The organism is uncultured Pseudoxanthomonas sp. (assembly GCF_947498795.1).
Taxonomy (GTDB): domain Bacteria; phylum Pseudomonadota; class Gammaproteobacteria; order Xanthomonadales; family Xanthomonadaceae; genus Pseudoxanthomonas_A.
Map to the genome: position 1 here is coordinate 86,373 of NZ_CANMLQ010000007.1, position 15,911 is coordinate 102,283.

Below are 15,911 nucleotides of genomic sequence, written 5' to 3' on the forward strand. Positions count from 1 at the left end.
GCCAACGCCCGTGAGCGCTCCACTGTTTCCGCTGTTTGCCGACCTGCAGGGCCGCCATGTGCTGGTCGTGGGGGGCGGTGCGGTGGCGGAGCGGAAGACCGAGGCCCTGCTGCACGCTGGTGCCCGTCCCCGCGTCGGTGCGCCCGACCTGACCCCGCGCCTGCACGCTTGGCACGAGGCAGGCCGCATCGAATGGGTGGAAGGCCGTTTCGACGCGCAGTGGCTGGCGAGCGCCTGGCTGGTGGTCGCCGCCACCGACGACGGTACGGTCAACCGTGCGGTCGCCACCGCCGCCGAAGCCCGCCACGTATTCGCCAATGTCGTGGACGACGGCGACCTGTCCACGTTCCACGTGCCCGCCATCGTTGAACGCGGTCCCCTGCAGATTGCGATCTCCAGTGGTGGTGGTGCGCCGATGCTGGCGCGGCACCTGCGCCGCCAGCTGGAAACACTGCTCGACGATTCGTGGGCGTCATTGGCCGAGCTGTTCACGCGCCAGCGCCAGCGCATCCGCCAGCGTTTCCCGCAGCCGGCCGAACGGCGCCGCTTCTTCGAAAGACTGCTGGCGGGGCCGTTGCCGCGCCTGTTCCGCCAACACCTGCACGCGCAGGCCGAACACCATTTCCAGGCGATGCTCGACGAGCATGCTCCGTCCACGCCTGGTGGCTCGGTCGCCGTGGTGGGTGCCGGCCCCGGCGATGCAGGCCTGCTGACGCTCAATGCGCTGCGCGCGATGAACGAAGCGGACGTGATCCTGCACGACCGCCTGGTCAGCGAAGACGTGCTGCGCCTCGGCCGCCGCGACGCCACCTACATCGAAGTCGGCAAGTCGGCCACCGGCCACAGCACGCGGCAGGACGATATCCACGCCCTGATGCTGGAGCACGCGCGGGCGGGAAGGCGCGTCGTGCGGCTGAAGGGCGGCGACCCGTTCGTCTTCGGCCGCGGCGGCGAAGAGCTGGAATACCTGCGCGCGCACGGCATTCCCTACGAAGTGGTGCCCGGCATCACCGCCGCGGTGGCGTGCGCGGCCTACGCCGGCATTCCGTTGACCCATCGGGACCATGCGCAGTCGGTCAAGCTGGTGACGGCGCACTGCAAGGCATCGTTCGACACGCTCGACTGGCCGGCGCTCGCGCTGGAGCGGCAGACGCTGGCCGTCTACATGGGCGTGGCCGGGCTGGAAGGACTGCGCGACCGGCTCGTCGCCCACGGGCGTGCGGCTTCCACACCGTTCGCACTGGTCGAGAACGGCTCCCGCCGCGACCAGCGCGTGGTAGCCGGCACGCTGGCCGATCTGCCCGAGATCGCGCGTTCCCACCACGTACGGTCACCCGCCCTGCTGATCCTGGGCGAAGTCGCGGCGCTCGCCGGCACCCTGCACTGGTTCGGCGCGCCGCCCTTGGGCACCCCGGACTCCACACATTCCCGCAACCTTCCGGCGCCCACACTGCAGGCCGCCTGAGCCCCCTTCGGAGACCCCATGGCCGTTTACGACAGCATCCTGGACACCATCGGCCGCACCCCGGTCGTCAGACTGCACCGCATCGCGCCGGAGCACGTCACCCTCTACGCGAAAGTGGAGTCGTTCAACCCCGGCGGCTCGGTGAAGGACCGGCTGGCACTGGCGATCATCCTCGATGCCGAAGCCAAGGGCCTGCTGAAGCCGGGCGACACCATCGTCGAAGCAACGTCGGGCAACACTGGCGTCGCGCTGGCGATGGTGGCCGCCGCGCGCGGGTACAAGTTCGTCGCGGTCATGGTGGAAACCTTCTCGATCGAGCGCCGCAAGCTGATGCGTGCCTACGGCGCGAAGGTGATCCTGACACCGGCCGCGGAGCGCGGCAGCGGCATGGTGCGGCGCGCCGAGGAACTGGCGAAGCAGCATGGCTGGTTCCTCGCCCGGCAGTTCGCCAATCCCGCCAATCCTGCGTATCACCGGCAGACGACGGCGGCCGAGATCCTGCGCGACTTCGCCGGCCAGCGGCTGGATCATTTCGTCACCGGCTGGGGCACGGGCGGCACGCTGACCGGTGTGGGCGAAGTGCTGAAGGTCGCGCGCCCTGACGTGCGCATCACCGCATCGGAACCCGCGGGCGCGTCGCTGCTCCAGGGCAAGGAGTGGCAGCCGCACAAGATCCAGGGCTGGACGCCGGACTTCGTGCCGGACGTCCTGAACCGTGAGGTCGCCGACGAGATCCTGCCGGTCACGGACGTGGAGTCCATCGCCACCGCGCGCCGCCTGGCGGCGGAGGAAGGCATCTTCGTGGGCATTTCCGGCGGCGCCACGGTTGCGGCCGCGCTCCAGGTCGCGCAGAAGGCCAAGCCCGGCGACGTGCTGCTGGCGATGCTGCCGGATACCGGCGAGCGCTACTTCTCCACACCGCTGTTCGAAGGTGTCAACGAAGGATCCGACGACGACTGGCTGGCCTCGCTGGGCGACGCCGCCCTGCCGTAACCGACGTCAGGACGACGGCGGCGCAACGCAATCGCGCCGCCACGTCCATTCCATCGCCTTGCCGTCGTCACGCCCATCGTCGACACGCGCGTGCAGCGTGTCGGCACCCGGGCGCGAGTAGATCACGCGCTTCGGGAAGTCATGCGCGGGATTGGCGAACACCACGCGGTCCCGCGCCACATGGTCGGCGGGAAAGGTCGTGACCGCACCGCCGCCGGGCTGCGCGAGGAACACCCAGCGCCCCTCCTGTTGCGCGATGCGCATGAACTCGAAGCCGATCGCCTTGCCCTCGCGCGTGTCGCGATGCATGCCAACCATCAGCCCGCCGCGCGGCGCCATCCAGGTTTCTTCGCTGAAGGTCTTGCCGCGCTGGCCGCACCAGTGGCCGGCGAGCCAATCGAGTTCCTGCGCACCGGCTCGCATTGACGTCCCGGCTAGCAACACCGCCATCAGTATTGGTGCAGACCGCATGGCGTCCTCCACTGAGTGAACGGGCCACACGTTAACAGCACTCGTTGGCGCTGACGAGCTCCTGCCATCTGTAGGAGCGACGTCAGTCGCGACCGTAGATCTCGCGCGTCCTGGGCCTCACATCAAGCCGGCCCTCTGTCCGTGCCAGAGATGGACCATCGCTGCCGATGGCGCGCGGTCGCGACTGACGTCGCTCCTACAGAGAAGCGGAGGCCACTAGCCTTCGTAGAGTTCCAACGGCAGGTCATCCGGATCCGCGAAAAAGGTGAAGCGGCGGCCGGTGTATTCGTCCACACGCACCGGTTCACTGGCCACGCCGTGCGCGTGCAGGTGGGCGACGGCGGCATCCAGGTCGGCGACGCGCAAGGCGAGATGGCGCAACCCGCAGGCTTCCGGACGCGAGACGCGCGGCGGCGGTGACGGGAACGAGAACAGTTCGACCTGCGTGCCATCGGGCAGCGCCAGGTCGAGCTTCCAGGAATCGCGTTCCGCCCGGTAGTGCTCGGCGACGACGCGCAGACCGAGCACCTCGGTGTAGAAGCGTTTCGACCGCGCATAGTCCGACGCGATGATCGCGACGTGGTGCAGGCCCTCGATCCGCATGTCAGTGCGCCGCGGCGGCGTCGGCGCTCGTGTTGCCGCCGGAGGGCGCCTTGCCGCCGCGCATCAGCAGCACCAGCGGCATCGACACCAGCGTGAGCAGCATCATCAGCTTGAAGTCGTTGAGGTAGCCGATGGCCGCGGCCTGCCGGTTGACCTCGGCGTTGAGCAAGGCCAGGCCCGTGGCGGTGGACGGATTCATCGCCGCCGGCAGCAGCGTGGTCTCCGCACCGAACGCCGGGATGCGTGCACCGATCTCCGCGTGGTTCACCTGCATGGCACGCGACAGCATCGTCATCACGACCGAGATTCCCACCGACGAGCCGATGTTGCGCACCAGGCTGAAGAGGCCAGCGGCCTCGGTGCGCTGGTGAGGTTCCAGCGTGGCGTAGGCGACGGTGGAGATGGGCACGAACACCAGGCCCAGGCCCATGCCCTGGATGACACCGAGCCAGACGATGGAATGCATCGACGCATTCGGCCCGAACTGGGTCATGCCGTGCAGCGAGAACACCATCAACCCCATGCCGACCAGGATCGGCCAGCGCGCGTCGATGCGGCCCAACAGGCGTCCGACGACCATCATGCTGAACATCGTGCCGACGCCACGCGGCGCCAGCACCAGGCCGATCGTCAGCACCGGATAATTCATCAGCGTGCTGAGGTACGGCGGCAGCAGCGCCAGCGTGGCGAACAGCACGATGCCCACGACGAAGATCAGCGCGCAGCCGACGGCGAAGTTGGCGTTCTTCAACAGGCCCAGGTCGAGCAGTGCATGGTCGCGCTTGCGCCACCACCACAGGCCGTACATGTAAAGCGCGAGGAAGGCGAGCGCGGCCTCGATCTGGATCTCGACGCTGCCGAACCAGTCTTCGCTCTGCCCACGGTCAAGGAACAGCTGCAGCGCGCCGATGCCGAGCGCCAGCAGGGCGAGGCCGACGCCATCGAGCTTGCGTTCCTGCACCGCGTCCTTCTTCACGCTGGCCATGATGCCGACCAGCGCGAGGATGCCGATCGGCAGGTTGATCAGGAACACCCAGTGCCAGCTGTAGTTCTGGGTCAGGAAGCCGCCCAGCGGCGGCCCGAGGATGGGACCGACCATGATGCCCATGCCCCACATCGCCATCGCGGCGCCGTGCTTCTCCTTGGGGAAGGCATCGAGCAGCAGCGACTGCGAGATCGGCACCAGCGACGCGCCGAACACGCCCTGCAGGATGCGGAACAGGACCATTTCGCCGATGCCGGCGGCGATGCCGCACAACAGGGAGGCGACGGTGAAACCGCTGACGGCGATGATCAGCAGGCGACGGCGGCCGAGCCGGCCGGCGAGCCAGCCGGTGACCGGCGTCAGGATCGCGGCGGCGACGATGTAGCTGGTCAGCACCCACGACACCTGGTCCTGGGTGGCCGACAGCGAGCCCTGCATGTCCGGCAGCGCGACGTTGGCGATGGTGGTGTCCAGCGCCTGCATCAGCGTGGCCAGCATCACCGAACCGACCAGCAGCGTGCGCTTGCCGGTGTCGTCCTGCGCGGGGGCGGCGGTAGCGGTGGAAGTGCTCATGGGAAATTCCGGAGGGGATCGACGCATCCGTGACGCGACGATCCAGAGGTCACCCGGGGCGCGGCGTCAGCGGGGCCGGGCCCCACCACAGTGCCCTCGCCCGCATCCGCGCACGCCCGGGATGACATGGAAATCGAACCTCAGCGCGCGGCAGTGGCGCGGCTGGAGGCGGTACCGCCGTCGCGCAGCTCGACATGCACGTCGGCACTCATGCCGGCGCGCAGCTGCGGTGCATCGCTGGCGGCGCCATCGATCTCGAGGCGCACGGGAATGCGCTGCACGATCTTCACCCAGTTGCCGGTGGCGTTCTGCGGCGGCAGCACGCTGAACTCGGCGCCCGATGCCGGCGCGATGGACGCCACGTGCGCCTTCCACGTCACGCCCGGATAGCTGTCCACTTCGATCGTCGCGTGCTGGCCGACCTTCATCTTCTCCAGCTCGGTTTCCTTGAAGTTGGCCTCCACCCAGATCGGCGAGGTGGCCACCAGTGGCATCGCCGTCTGGCCGACGTTGATGTACTCGCCCACCTGCAGGTCGTGCAGGCCGACGATGCCGTCGACCGGTGCGCGCACTTCGGCGTGGTCCAGGTCAAGTCGGGCCTTGGCCAGCATCGCGGCGGCGGCACGGTACTCGGGCAGGTCCTGCGTGGGCGTGCCCGGACTGCCGCTCAGCGACGCGGTCGCTTCGGACTGGCTGGCAATGGCGTCGGCCAGATCGGTGCGCGCTTCGGCGACCGCGTGGCGCGCGTCGTCCAGCATCTTGCGCGAGACCAGCTGCTGGCTGGCGAGCTGCTGCATGCGCTGCAGGTCGCGCTGCGCCCAGGTCAACGTTTCGCGCGCGGCCTGGATCGACGTACCGGTGCCGACCACCTTGGCGCGGCTCGCGCTGGCGGAGTTCGCCATGCGCGCGACCAGCGCTTCGTTCTGTGCGACCGCGATCGTCAGCGGATCGGCATCGATGCGGAACAGCAGATCACCCTTCCTGACCGGCTGGTTCTGCTGCACGGCCACTTCGACCACGCGGCCGCCGACCTGCGGCGCGATCAGGATGCGTTCGGCCTTGATGTAGGCGTTGTCCGTGCTGACTTCGCGCTGCGAGGCGACGTATTCCCAGCCGAAGAAGCCGGCGACGGCGAGCGGGCCGGCGATCCACAGCCATACGGGCACGCGGCGGCGCTTGGGAGCGGGGGCTTGGGCCGCGTTCTCGGCGGCCTCGTTGATCTTGCTGGTCATGGTGGGGGTCAGCTCTTGCGGAGGGAGGACTCGGCGCGACTGGCGCGATCGAGCAGGGAGAGGTTTTCGCGGACCTGGCCGAGCACCTTCATCGCCGTCGCCAGTTCATCCGGGTCGATGCCCGCCAGGCAGTCCTCGCGGACGGAGGTGGCGACGGCCTCGATGTCGTGCATCACCGCATCGGACTGCGGTAGCAGGTGCAGGCGCCACACCCGTCGGTCATCCGGATCGCTGCGGCGCTCGACGAAGCCGGCCTTCTGCAGGCGGTCGATGACGCGGCCGACGGCGATGGGCTCCATGTCGAGCAGGTCCGCGAGTTCGGACTGGGTGATGCCTTCGCTCTGGTGGATGCGCTTGAGCGCGCGCCATTGCACGCGGGTGAGGCCGAGATGCGCCGCCCGGCGGTCGAAGACCCGGCCGAACAACCGGCTCAGGTCCGCAATGAGGTAACCGATGGTGCTCTGGCCGGCGGGTGTCTTCATGGGTGCCTATGATATAGATGCTTAGGCAATTATATTCAAGGCGAAGAATTTGTGTTCAGCCCCGCTTTCGTTACGGGCAGACGGCCACCTCGGTTGGATCGAGGCGGTGCCGGGTCCCGCACGGCAGGCCGGGATTCCGACGCCGGAAACGACGACGCCGGCACAAGGCCGGCGTCGGAATCACTTCAGCGGGCGGAGGCGATCAGCCTTCCCACTTGCCCAGTGCGGCGAGGCCGTTTTCCTTCGCACGCTCGTACACCACGGCCTGGGCCTTGGCGAAATTGCCCACCAGGTCCTGCGACCACAGCTTCAGCGCAGCCTGCTGCATGGCGCGGCCATACGAGAAGCTCAGCGGCCACGGCAGGCTGCCCAGCTGGTTCATGGCATTCAGGTGCGCGGTGGACTGCTCGTCGGTCTGGCCGCCGGACAGGAACACCACGCCCGGCAGGATCGCCGGCACCGTGCTCTTCAGGCACATGACGGTGGACTCGGCCACTTCGTCGACATCGGCCTGCTCTTCGCAGTCCTTGCCGGCGATGACCATCGAGGCCTTGAGGATGGTGCCTTCCAGCAGCACGTTCTGCTCGTACAGCGCGCCGAACAGCGAACGCAGCACGGCCTCGGTCACTTCGTAGCAGACCTCGATGTTGTGGTCGCCGTCCATCAGCACTTCCGGCTCCACCATCGGGACCAGCCCGCATTCCTGGCACAGCGCGGCATACCGGGCCAGCGCGTGGGCGTTGGCTTCGATGCAGGTGCCGGACGGGATGTCCTCGCCGATGGTGATCACCGCGCGCCACTTGGCGAAGCGGGCGCCGAGCTTGTAGTACTCCTTAAGGCGGTCGCGCAGGCCGTCCAGGCCTTCGGTGACCACTTCACCCGGGCAGCCGGCCAGCGCATGCGTGCCCTTGTCGACCTTGATGCCGGGGATGATGCCGTGGTCGCTCATGTACTTGGCGAACGGCACGCCGTCCTTGGTGGACTGGCGCAGGGTCTCGTCGAACAGGATCGCGCCGGAAATGTAGTCCGACAGCTTCGGCGTGGTGAGCAGCAGCTCGCGGTAGGCGCGACGGTTCTCTTCCGTGTTCTCGATGCCCACGCCCTGGAACCGCTTGGCGATGGTGGTGGTGGACTCGTCGATCGCGATGATGCCCTTGCCTGCGGCCACCATGGCCTGGGCGGTTTCGGCAAGCTGTTCGATGCTCATGGGGTTCCTGGGGAAGCGGCGGGAAAGATACCAATTGTAGCCCGCACCGCGCCGGCAGCGGGCGACATCGGGCCATCGGCGCGCCAAGGCACGCATCCGGGGACGATCGCGAGGCACGAGGCCCCGGGCGAAACCGGTTACAGCTCGCCCACGCCCTCGGCCTTGCCGCGCTCGCCCATCTGCAGCAGGCGCAGCGTATTGGTGGCGCCGTGCTTCTCCATGTGGTCGCCGCTGGTGAAGATGACGCGATCACCCTCTGCCAGCAGTTCACGGTCGTGAAGCACGCGCATCGCATCGCGCGCGGCCTCGCGTGGCGCCAGGCCGCGGCTGTCGAAGGCGATCGGGAACACGTCGCGGATCATCGCCATCTTGCGACGGGCGCCGTCGTGGCGCGAGAACGCGTAGATCGGCGCATTGGAACGGAAGCGCGACAGGAAGCGCGCGGTGCCGCCGGATTCGGTCATCGCCACGATCGCGCGCACGCCGATGTGCTCGGACAGGAACATGGTCGCCATGGCGATCGCCTGGTCGGCGCGCTCGAGGTTGCGCGGCGCCTTCTCGAAATCGGTGTCCATCTCGAACTGTTTCTCGGCGCCGAGGCAGATGCGCGCCATCGCTTCCACCGCACGGACCGGATAGCTGCCGGCCGCGGTCTCGGCAGACAGCATCACGGCGTCGGTACCGTCGATGACGGCATTCGCCACGTCAAGCACTTCGGCGCGCGTGGGAATCGGACTGTCGACCATCGACTGCAGCATCTGGGTGGCGGTGATCACCACCTTGTTGCGTGCCAGCGACTCCCTGATGATCTTCTTCTGCAGGCCGGGCAGCTCGGCATCGCCGATCTCCACGCCCAGGTCGCCGCGCGCCACCATCACCACGTCGCTGGCATCGACGATCTCGGCTAGGTTCTCGATGGCCTCGGTGCGCTCGATCTTGGAGACCAGCGCGGCGTCGCAGCCGTGTTCGCGCGCGATGCGACGGGCCTCGTTCATGTCGTCTGCATTGCGGCAGAACGACACGGCGATGAAGTCCACGCCGATGTTTTCCGCCACGTAGGCGATCAGCTCGCGGTCGCGCTCGGTCAGCGCGCCCAGCGACAGGCCGCCGCCCTGCTTGTTCAGTCCCTTGCGGTCGGACAGCACGCCGTCGTTGAGCACGGTGCAGACGATGCGCTCGCCTTCGACCGACACCACCTTCAGCTGCATCAGGCCGTCGTCGAGCAGCAGCACGTCGCCCGCTTCCACATCGCCCGGCAGGCCCAGGTAGCTGACACCCACCTGCGAGGTATCGCCGGGAGGCGCGCTGACGCTGGCCACCAGGTCGAAGCGGTCGCCGGTCTTCAGCACCACCTTGCCTTCGGCGAAGCGCTCGACGCGGATCTTCGGTCCCGGCAGGTCGGCCAGGATGCCGACTTCCGCACCGACACGCTGCGCGGCCAGACGCACCGCCGCCGCGCGCTTGGCCTGTCCGGACGGATCGCCGTGCGAGAAGTTCAGTCGCACCACGTTGACGCCGGCGCGGAACAGGTCCTCCAGCACGCCGGGCGGGTCGGTCGCCGGTCCGAGGGTGGCGAGGATCTTGGTGCGGCGCTGGCGTTCGGTCATGGTGCGGATTCCCTGTGATCGCGCAAACGCTACCACAGCGAAACGGCACCGTATCGGCCGCTGTGCGTGGACGCGCGATGCTGTCCCGGGACAGGTTGCAGCACATGCTTCGCGAAGCCGGAAACGCGCTGTTTTCAAGCGGTTTCGCGTAGGCGGCCGACATCGCACGACTGGTATTTTTTTGGTCTCTGCACGTGCACCGGATGCTGCGCACGCACACCCGAGTGCGCAAAAAGAGCGAAGATGAAACGCGCGTTTGATCGCATGCGTTTCCGCTCAGGCGAGCACTGCCCGCAATTGTCCGGGCGTCGCGGCGAGACGCGTCGCGCCTGCCCCGCGCAACTCCTCTTCGCCACCGAATCCCCACAGCACGCCGACGTTGCGCATCCGGTGGTGGTTCGCGCCGTCGATGTCCATGTGGCGGTCACCGATCATCCAGCATGCATCGGGCGCCACGGCGAGCCGCCGCAGGGCTTCGCCGATCAGATCCTTCTTGTGGCTGAGTCGCCCGTCCGCGGTCGCGCCGATGATGTCCTCGAAACGATGACCGAACGGAAGATGCGCCAGGATCTTGCGCGCGTGCGGCTCGTTCTTCGCCGTGACCACGGCGAGACGGTGACCGTCCGCATCCAGCGCCTCGATCGTCTCGCCGATGCCGGGGTACACCTGGTGCTCCCGCCAGCCGTGGGACTCGAAGCGCTCCCGGTAGTGGTCGACGGCGGCCTCCACCTTCGCCGGATCGCCCAGCAGCGGCAGGAAGCTCGTGCGCAACGAGGGCCCGATCCACTGGCGCAGCTCGGCGTCCGAAGGGATCGGGTGATCGAGCTGCGTCAGCGCATGCGCGATGCAGCGGGTGATGCCGACGGCGGAGTCGATCAGCGTGCCGTCGAGATCGAAGAACAGGGTGGCGCGGCTCACTGGCCGCGCGCCTCCAGGGCCGCGACGGCCGGCAGGGTCTTGCCTTCCAGGAATTCCAGGAACGCGCCGCCGCCGGTGGAAATGTAGCTGACGTCATCGGCGATGCCGTACTTGTCCACCGCCGCGAGCGTATCCCCGCCGCCGGCGATCGAGAACGCCTTCGACTGCGCGATCGCGCGCGCCAGCGTTTCGGTGCCCTTGCCGAACGCGTCGAACTCGAACACGCCCACCGGGCCGTTCCACACCACCGTCCCGGCCGACGCGATCAGCTCGGCGTAGCGACGCGCGGTCTGCGGGCCGATGTCGAGGATCAGTTCGTCTTCCGCCACGGCATCGACGGCCTTCACCGTCGCCGGCGCATCGGCCGCGAACGCCGTGGCGACCACCACGTCGGTCGGCAGCGGGATCTCGGCACCGCGCGCCTTCGCGTCGGCATCGATCTTCTTCGCGGTATCGATCAGGTCCGCTTCGTACAGCGACTTGCCGACGGCATGGCCTTCCGCCGCGATGAACGTGTTGGCGATGCCGCCGCCGACGATCAACTGGTCGACCTTGCCGACCAGGCTGGTGAGCAGCTCCAGCTTGGTGGACACCTTGCTGCCGGCCACGATGGCCAGCAGCGGGCGCGCCGGCTTCGCCAGCGCCTTGTCCAGGGCATCCAGTTCCGCCATCAGCAGCGGACCGCCGGCGGCGACCGGCGCGAAGCGGATCACGCCATGCGTCGACGCCTGCGCGCGGTGAGCGGTGCCGAACGCGTCCATCACGAAGACGTCGCAGAGCGCGGCGTACTTCTTCGAGAGCGCTTCGTCGTCCTTGCCTTCACCGACATTCATGCGGCAGTTCTCAAGCAGGACGATCCGGCCGGGCGATACGTCCACGCCATCCACCCAGTCCTTCACCAGCGGCACGTCGATGCCCAGCAGTTCGGACAGGCGCGCGGCGACGGGCGCCAGCGAATCGGCCTCGCTCCAGACGCCTTCCTTCGGTCGGCCCAGGTGCGAGGTGACCATGACCGCCGCGCCCTTCTGCAGCGCCAGCTTCAACGTGGGCAGCGACGCGGTGATGCGCTGCTCGGACGTGATGCGTCCAGCGTCGATGGGCACGTTCAGATCCTGGCGGATCAACACGCGCTTGCCGGCGAGGTCGAGGTCGGTCATGCGGACGATGGGCATGGGAAGTCCTGGCAGCGGGAGAGACACGTATTGTCCGGCCTGCCCTTTCCTGCCGCAAACCCGCGAGACTCAGGCCGGGGGACGCGCGCGCAGCAAGCTGAAGGCAAAGGCGGCGACCAACGCGGCGCCGAGCACCAGCAGGCCCCACAGCAGCCAGGTCTTCCAGTCGCGCGGCGTCGGCGGCGGCACCAGGGCGGCGTTGCCTGCGAGCGCCGATGACGGCGACAGATAGGCGGGTGCGGGCTGCCAATCCTCGCCACGGTCACGGCGCAGCGCGTCCACCAGTTCCGGCATCGGCACGGTCGCGCGGCGGGCGCTCGCGCTGCCCGCCACCAGGGCGTAAGGCGGCGTCCCCTGCGCCAGGAAGACCATGACCTCCGGCCGATAGCCCAGCCGCAACGTCGGCGCCTGGTCCGGCAATGCGCCCCGGTTGCGCAGTCGCCAATAGCGGTCGCGCGCCGGACCGCTGGACAATGGCTGCGGCGGTGACGCGCTGGGTCGATCCCCCGCCACGCGGTAGGCCACCCAGGGACCCGCGCGCAGGCGCCACGGCGCATCCAGCGCATCCCGGCTTTCCAGCGTCCACTCCCCGACCGCGTAGTCGTCCATCGCCAGATCGGCCAACGCGGCGGGATAGCGACCGTCGGTTTCGTAAGTGAACGCGTCGACGCCCTGTTCCGATACACGACGCCCGGTCCGTTCCGACCATTCCACGACCTGCCGCTGGTGGGCAGCGTCCAGTCGCACGCGCACTTCCCGGATCGGCAACGCCGGCGAGGCATCGAGCGGCACGAAACGAACATAGCGCAGTCCGCTGCGGATCGGCGCCTCGTCGCGCAGCAGGCGCTGCGGGCCGCGCTGCAGTTCCACCAGCGTCACCCGGTCCTGCACCACCTCCCAGGCCTGCAGGTCCTGGCTGCCTTCCACGCGATAGCGGGACTCGCGCGGCGTACCGGCGTCCCAACTGAACTCCAGCGCTTCTGCGTTGTCGCGGATGCCGCTGAGGTCGACCAGGAAGGCGCGCGCCGGTCGGCTGGTGCCGGGGCTGCCACTCTCGGCCTCGATGCGGACGATGCGCCCGTTCTCGCCGAACTGCGCCGAAACGCGCGACGACGCCTCCGTCCCCTGTTCCGTTTCGGGCAGCGGAAACCACGGCACCACGATGCGTCGCGCAGGCAACGCCGTCGGTTGCTCCGGCCCGAACAGGGCCGCGGCCACTGGCTTGCCGCGCGCATCCAGTACGTCGATGTCGTGCAGGTCGGGCCATGCCGTGGTGGCATAGACCTCGCGATCCAGCACCACCCGATACGCGCCGGCCTGCTCGGCCGACAGCACCAGCGGCCATCGCTTCGCATACGGCGCAGGCACTTGCGCAGCAGCGATCGCCGGCAGCAGGCAGAGCGCGAGCAGGAACTTCTTCATGCGGAGGCTTCCTCGTTGTCGATGCGGCGCGGCGGGGCCGGCGCCAGATATCCCACGACCGTGCACAGCAAGCCATAGCCGATGAAGGATCCGATGCCGAGCAGGTTGCCCAGGTGCTGCCGGTCGATCGTCATCAGTTTGACCAGCACCACGCCCATCAGCACGGCACCGCCCAGCCACAGCATGCGCTGTCCGCGCCGCGAGCCGATCACCCAGCCCAACACGCCCAGCACGCTCCACGTGATGGTCAGGCTGGTCTGCGCCAGGCTCCCGGACACCAGGCCCTCGCTCCAGGGCACGCCGCCCCAGTGGTGCACGGCATGCAGCACGACGGACGTGATCCAGACAAAGGCCAGCGACGACAGCAGCACGATGCGTGACGGGGGCAGGACGCGCGTGGCCGGCATCCACCAGCGCAACAGCAGGACCAGCGCGGCGAGCTGCGCCAGTTCCATAGGATTCAGCACCGGCATCCACGGCAGCGGCCGCGCGCCACCCGGCAGGAACAGCGACACCAGCCACCACAGGCCCAGCGCGGCAAACAGCACGCCCAAGAGCGGCATGCGCCAGCCATCGAAGCGCTCGCCCAGCGGCGCCGCCAGCCAGCCCCAGCGGAACAACGCCAGCGCCACGACGACCAGCCACGGCAGCGCCACGAGGCCGGCCTGCCAGCCGCCGCCCATGCCCTGCAGATGTCCCGGCAACCATGCCAGCAGCAGGCTGCCTACCAGCGGCCACACCAGCCACCACACGAACTGCGCTGCACCGGCCAACCGGTGCGCGCTGTCGCGCAGGCACATCAGGCTGCGAACACCCATCACCGCATACGCCAGCCAGGCCCACACGCCATATCCGGCGAACGGCTGCTGGTGCACGTCGGACTGCCACAGCGCGAACAGGCCGGCCGACGCCAATCCGGCCAGCGTGGTCCACGCCAGCGCAGCAGCAGGACGCCGGCGATGCACTTCGGCCGCCAGCCAACCGGTCAACGCGATGAAGGCCAGCATGGCATCCGGCTCGCTGCGCGCGTCGATGTGGGCGTCGATCTCCGTCATGCCATTGCCCAGCCACCAGGCAAGCGCCCATACGTAATAGACCACGCCCACCGCGGCGCTACGTCCGCGATACGCCCACGCACTGGCGAATCCGCCGACGGCGATCAACAGCGCGCTCATGAACGCGGCATTGGCGAACATCGGTGCCGTCGCGTGCGGATCGCGCCATGCGGTCACGTCGGACTGCGCGATCAGGAACGCCACCGCCGCCGCCATCTGCAGCCCGGCGCCTGTCAGCTGTGGCAGCAGCCGCGACTGACGGAGGCCCAGCCACGCCAACGCCGCGCCCTCCAGTGCGAACACGCATGCCGTCGCCTCTGCAGACAACGCCAGCGGCACGGCCAATGTGGCGAAGCCGACCGCAAGCAGCGCGTAAGACTGCGCCAGCACGTCGTAACCGTCGCGATGCCGCAGCCGCCACGACAGCCCGGCGTACAGCACGCCCAGCCCCAGCGCGCAGAACGCCAGCGGCAGGCGGCTGTCGTCGAACGTGCCGCCCTGCATCAGGCCGGCCTGCAGCGAGAAAGCCACCAGCGGCATGCCGAACACCAGGCAGCCATCGATGAAGTCCCGACGGCCGGCCGGCTGGCGGCGCGCGAACAACAGCGGGATGAGCAGGTAGAACACGAAGAACAGCGCCAGGAACGGTTGCGTGGAGCCGTATTTTTCCGGCGCGTAATCGAACACGCCCCAGGCCGTCCCGATACCGAAGGTGAAGACGAATCCCAGCAGGTTGAGCAGCCGCCAGGACTTGTACCAGGCGATGCCGACGATGGCCGCGTTGAGCACGGCGTAGTACGAGAACAGGGCGACATGGTTGCCGCTGCCGGTGGACAACCAGATCGGCGCGAGGAAGCCGGCCAGCAGCGCGAACACGGCCAACGATCTGGCATCCTGCAGCACCGCCAGCATGCCGGCGCCGGCCACCAGCACGATGCTGAGCGCGAAGGCGGCACCCGCCGGCATCACGCCGAAGATCTTGAACGCAGCGAACACCACCAGCAGCAGCACGCCTATGGCGCCGCCTTGCAGGCTCAGCGCGAACGTGCGGTTGCTTTCGCGCTTGCGCCAGGCGAACACGAGCGCCCCCATTGCCGCAGCGGCAATGCCGGCGAGGCGCAATTCGGGCGGCAGCGAGAACCAACCCTGGTCGGCGCCGTATTTCAACAACGCGGCCACGCCGGCGAACAGCACCAGCACACCGATCTTCACCGGCACGTTGCCCACCGTGAACCAGCGTTGCACCGCGCGCAGCGCCACGCTGACCACGTCCGGGGTGGCCGGTCGCGAGGGCGCGTCGGCACGCGGCGGACGCGGCGGCATCGGCGATGCAGCGGACGGGGATGTCGGCGCGGTGGCCGGGGGGATCGGTGGCGGTCCGGCCGGGCGGCTCGGGGGGGGGGAGGCGGGTTCGGGCGCCGGCCGCGGCGGTGCGACCGGCGCGGCGTCGCGCATCAGGTCCGACAGGGTGGGACCGTCATCCACGGGAGTTGCCGCAGGCGCGGCGACCGTGCCCGCAGGCGCAGGCGAGGCATCGGCAGCGCGTGCGGCACGCAGCTGCGTGACCTGTGCCTCCAGCGTCGCGACGCGGCGCTTCAGGCCGCCGACCGACACCAGCGCGACGATGAGCAGGACAGGCATGGCCAACACGGCCAGCCCCACCAGGACCAACAACCCGACCACGTCATCCATTCCCCGACCTCGCCTGTGCGTGTTTCCGGTGCAA

General features: G+C 68.8%; 13 protein-coding genes. 2 read left to right on the forward strand and 11 right to left on the reverse strand.

The window, feature by feature from the left end; genetic code table 11:
- The first annotated feature begins 10 nt into the window (after positions 1-10).
- Both cysG and cysK read left to right on the forward strand, forming a co-directional pair.
- Positions 11-1,465: a siroheme synthase CysG gene (gene cysG / locus Q0907_RS15505; RefSeq protein ID WP_299346521.1), complete on the forward strand. Its 1,455-nt coding sequence runs from the start codon at positions 11-13 to the stop codon at positions 1,463-1,465.
- 18 nt (positions 1,466-1,483) lie between these two features.
- Positions 1,484-2,458 carry a cysteine synthase A gene (gene cysK, locus Q0907_RS15510; RefSeq protein WP_296278528.1) on the forward strand — a complete coding sequence of 325 codons (975 nt, stop codon included), beginning with the start codon at positions 1,484-1,486 and terminating at the stop codon, positions 2,456-2,458.
- Positions 2,459-2,464: 6 nt separating this feature from the next.
- On the opposite strand, the gene Q0907_RS15515 is transcribed toward cysK, so the two are convergent.
- The 11 genes from Q0907_RS15515 to Q0907_RS15565 all read right to left on the reverse strand — a co-directional run bounded on the left by Q0907_RS15515 (position 2,465) and on the right by Q0907_RS15565 (position 15,868).
- Positions 2,465-2,929 (reverse strand): DUF6265 family protein, encoded by a 465-nt coding sequence (locus Q0907_RS15515; protein ID WP_299346524.1) that lies wholly within the window; start codon positions 2,927-2,929, stop codon positions 2,465-2,467.
- A gap of 216 nt (positions 2,930-3,145) precedes the next feature.
- The gene (locus Q0907_RS15520; protein WP_299346526.1) at positions 3,146-3,532 is read right to left on the reverse strand and encodes a VOC family protein; all 387 of its coding nucleotides are present in this window, start codon (positions 3,530-3,532) and stop codon (positions 3,146-3,148) included.
- A gap of 1 nt (position 3,533) precedes the next feature.
- A complete protein-coding gene (locus Q0907_RS15525; protein WP_299346529.1) occupies positions 3,534-5,090 on the reverse strand; it encodes an MDR family MFS transporter in 1,557 nt (518 codons plus the stop codon).
- 140 nt (positions 5,091-5,230) lie between these two features.
- Complete coding sequence (locus Q0907_RS15530) at positions 5,231-6,322, reverse strand: HlyD family secretion protein (protein WP_299346532.1); 1,092 nt, start codon at positions 6,320-6,322, stop codon at positions 5,231-5,233.
- An 8-nt stretch (positions 6,323-6,330) separates the two neighbouring features.
- Positions 6,331-6,804 carry a MarR family transcriptional regulator gene (locus Q0907_RS15535; protein ID WP_296278533.1) on the reverse strand — a complete coding sequence of 158 codons (474 nt, stop codon included), beginning with the start codon at positions 6,802-6,804 and terminating at the stop codon, positions 6,331-6,333.
- Positions 6,805-7,006: 202 nt separating this feature from the next.
- The gene (locus Q0907_RS15540) at positions 7,007-8,011 is read right to left on the reverse strand and encodes a class I fructose-bisphosphate aldolase (RefSeq protein WP_296278534.1); all 1,005 of its coding nucleotides are present in this window, start codon (positions 8,009-8,011) and stop codon (positions 7,007-7,009) included.
- A gap of 137 nt (positions 8,012-8,148) precedes the next feature.
- Positions 8,149-9,618 (reverse strand): pyruvate kinase, encoded by a 1,470-nt coding sequence (pyk, locus tag Q0907_RS15545; protein WP_296278535.1) that lies wholly within the window; start codon positions 9,616-9,618, stop codon positions 8,149-8,151.
- Positions 9,619-9,894: 276 nt separating this feature from the next.
- The gene (locus Q0907_RS15550; protein ID WP_299346537.1) at positions 9,895-10,536 is read right to left on the reverse strand and encodes an HAD hydrolase-like protein; all 642 of its coding nucleotides are present in this window, start codon (positions 10,534-10,536) and stop codon (positions 9,895-9,897) included.
- Positions 10,533-11,708, reverse strand: coding sequence for a phosphoglycerate kinase (locus Q0907_RS15555; protein ID WP_299346539.1), 1,176 nt, complete (start codon positions 11,706-11,708; stop codon positions 10,533-10,535). The genes Q0907_RS15550 and Q0907_RS15555 overlap by 4 nt, the downstream gene beginning before the upstream one ends.
- A 69-nt stretch (positions 11,709-11,777) precedes the next feature.
- Positions 11,778-13,130 carry a DUF3999 family protein gene (locus Q0907_RS15560; protein WP_299346542.1) on the reverse strand — a complete coding sequence of 451 codons (1,353 nt, stop codon included), beginning with the start codon at positions 13,128-13,130 and terminating at the stop codon, positions 11,778-11,780.
- Positions 13,127-15,868: a DUF2339 domain-containing protein gene (locus tag Q0907_RS15565; protein WP_299346687.1), complete on the reverse strand. Its 2,742-nt coding sequence runs from the start codon at positions 15,866-15,868 to the stop codon at positions 13,127-13,129. Before Q0907_RS15565 ends, Q0907_RS15560 begins: the two co-directional genes overlap by 4 nt.
- Between the last annotated feature and the right edge of the window lie 43 nt (positions 15,869-15,911).

Coding starts and splice junctions, on each gene's coding strand:
- Q0907_RS15525 (WP_299346529.1), bottom strand. CDS start 5,090: ATGAGCACTTCCACCGCTACCGCCGCCCCCGCGCAGGACGACACCGGC.
- pyk (WP_296278535.1), bottom strand. CDS start 9,618: ATGACCGAACGCCAGCGCCGCACCAAGATCCTCGCCACCCTCGGACCG.
- Q0907_RS15555 (WP_299346539.1), bottom strand. CDS start 11,708: ATGCCCATCGTCCGCATGACCGACCTCGACCTCGCCGGCAAGCGCGTG.
- cysK (WP_296278528.1), top strand. CDS start 1,484: ATGGCCGTTTACGACAGCATCCTGGACACCATCGGCCGCACCCCGGTC.
- Q0907_RS15515 (WP_299346524.1), bottom strand. CDS start 2,929: ATGCGGTCTGCACCAATACTGATGGCGGTGTTGCTAGCCGGGACGTCA.
- Q0907_RS15540 (WP_296278534.1), bottom strand. CDS start 8,011: ATGAGCATCGAACAGCTTGCCGAAACCGCCCAGGCCATGGTGGCCGCA.
- Q0907_RS15560 (WP_299346542.1), bottom strand. CDS start 13,130: ATGAAGAAGTTCCTGCTCGCGCTCTGCCTGCTGCCGGCGATCGCTGCT.
- Q0907_RS15530 (WP_299346532.1), bottom strand. CDS start 6,322: ATGACCAGCAAGATCAACGAGGCCGCCGAGAACGCGGCCCAAGCCCCC.
- Q0907_RS15520 (WP_299346526.1), bottom strand. CDS start 3,532: ATGCGGATCGAGGGCCTGCACCACGTCGCGATCATCGCGTCGGACTAT.
- Q0907_RS15535 (WP_296278533.1), bottom strand. CDS start 6,804: ATGAAGACACCCGCCGGCCAGAGCACCATCGGTTACCTCATTGCGGAC.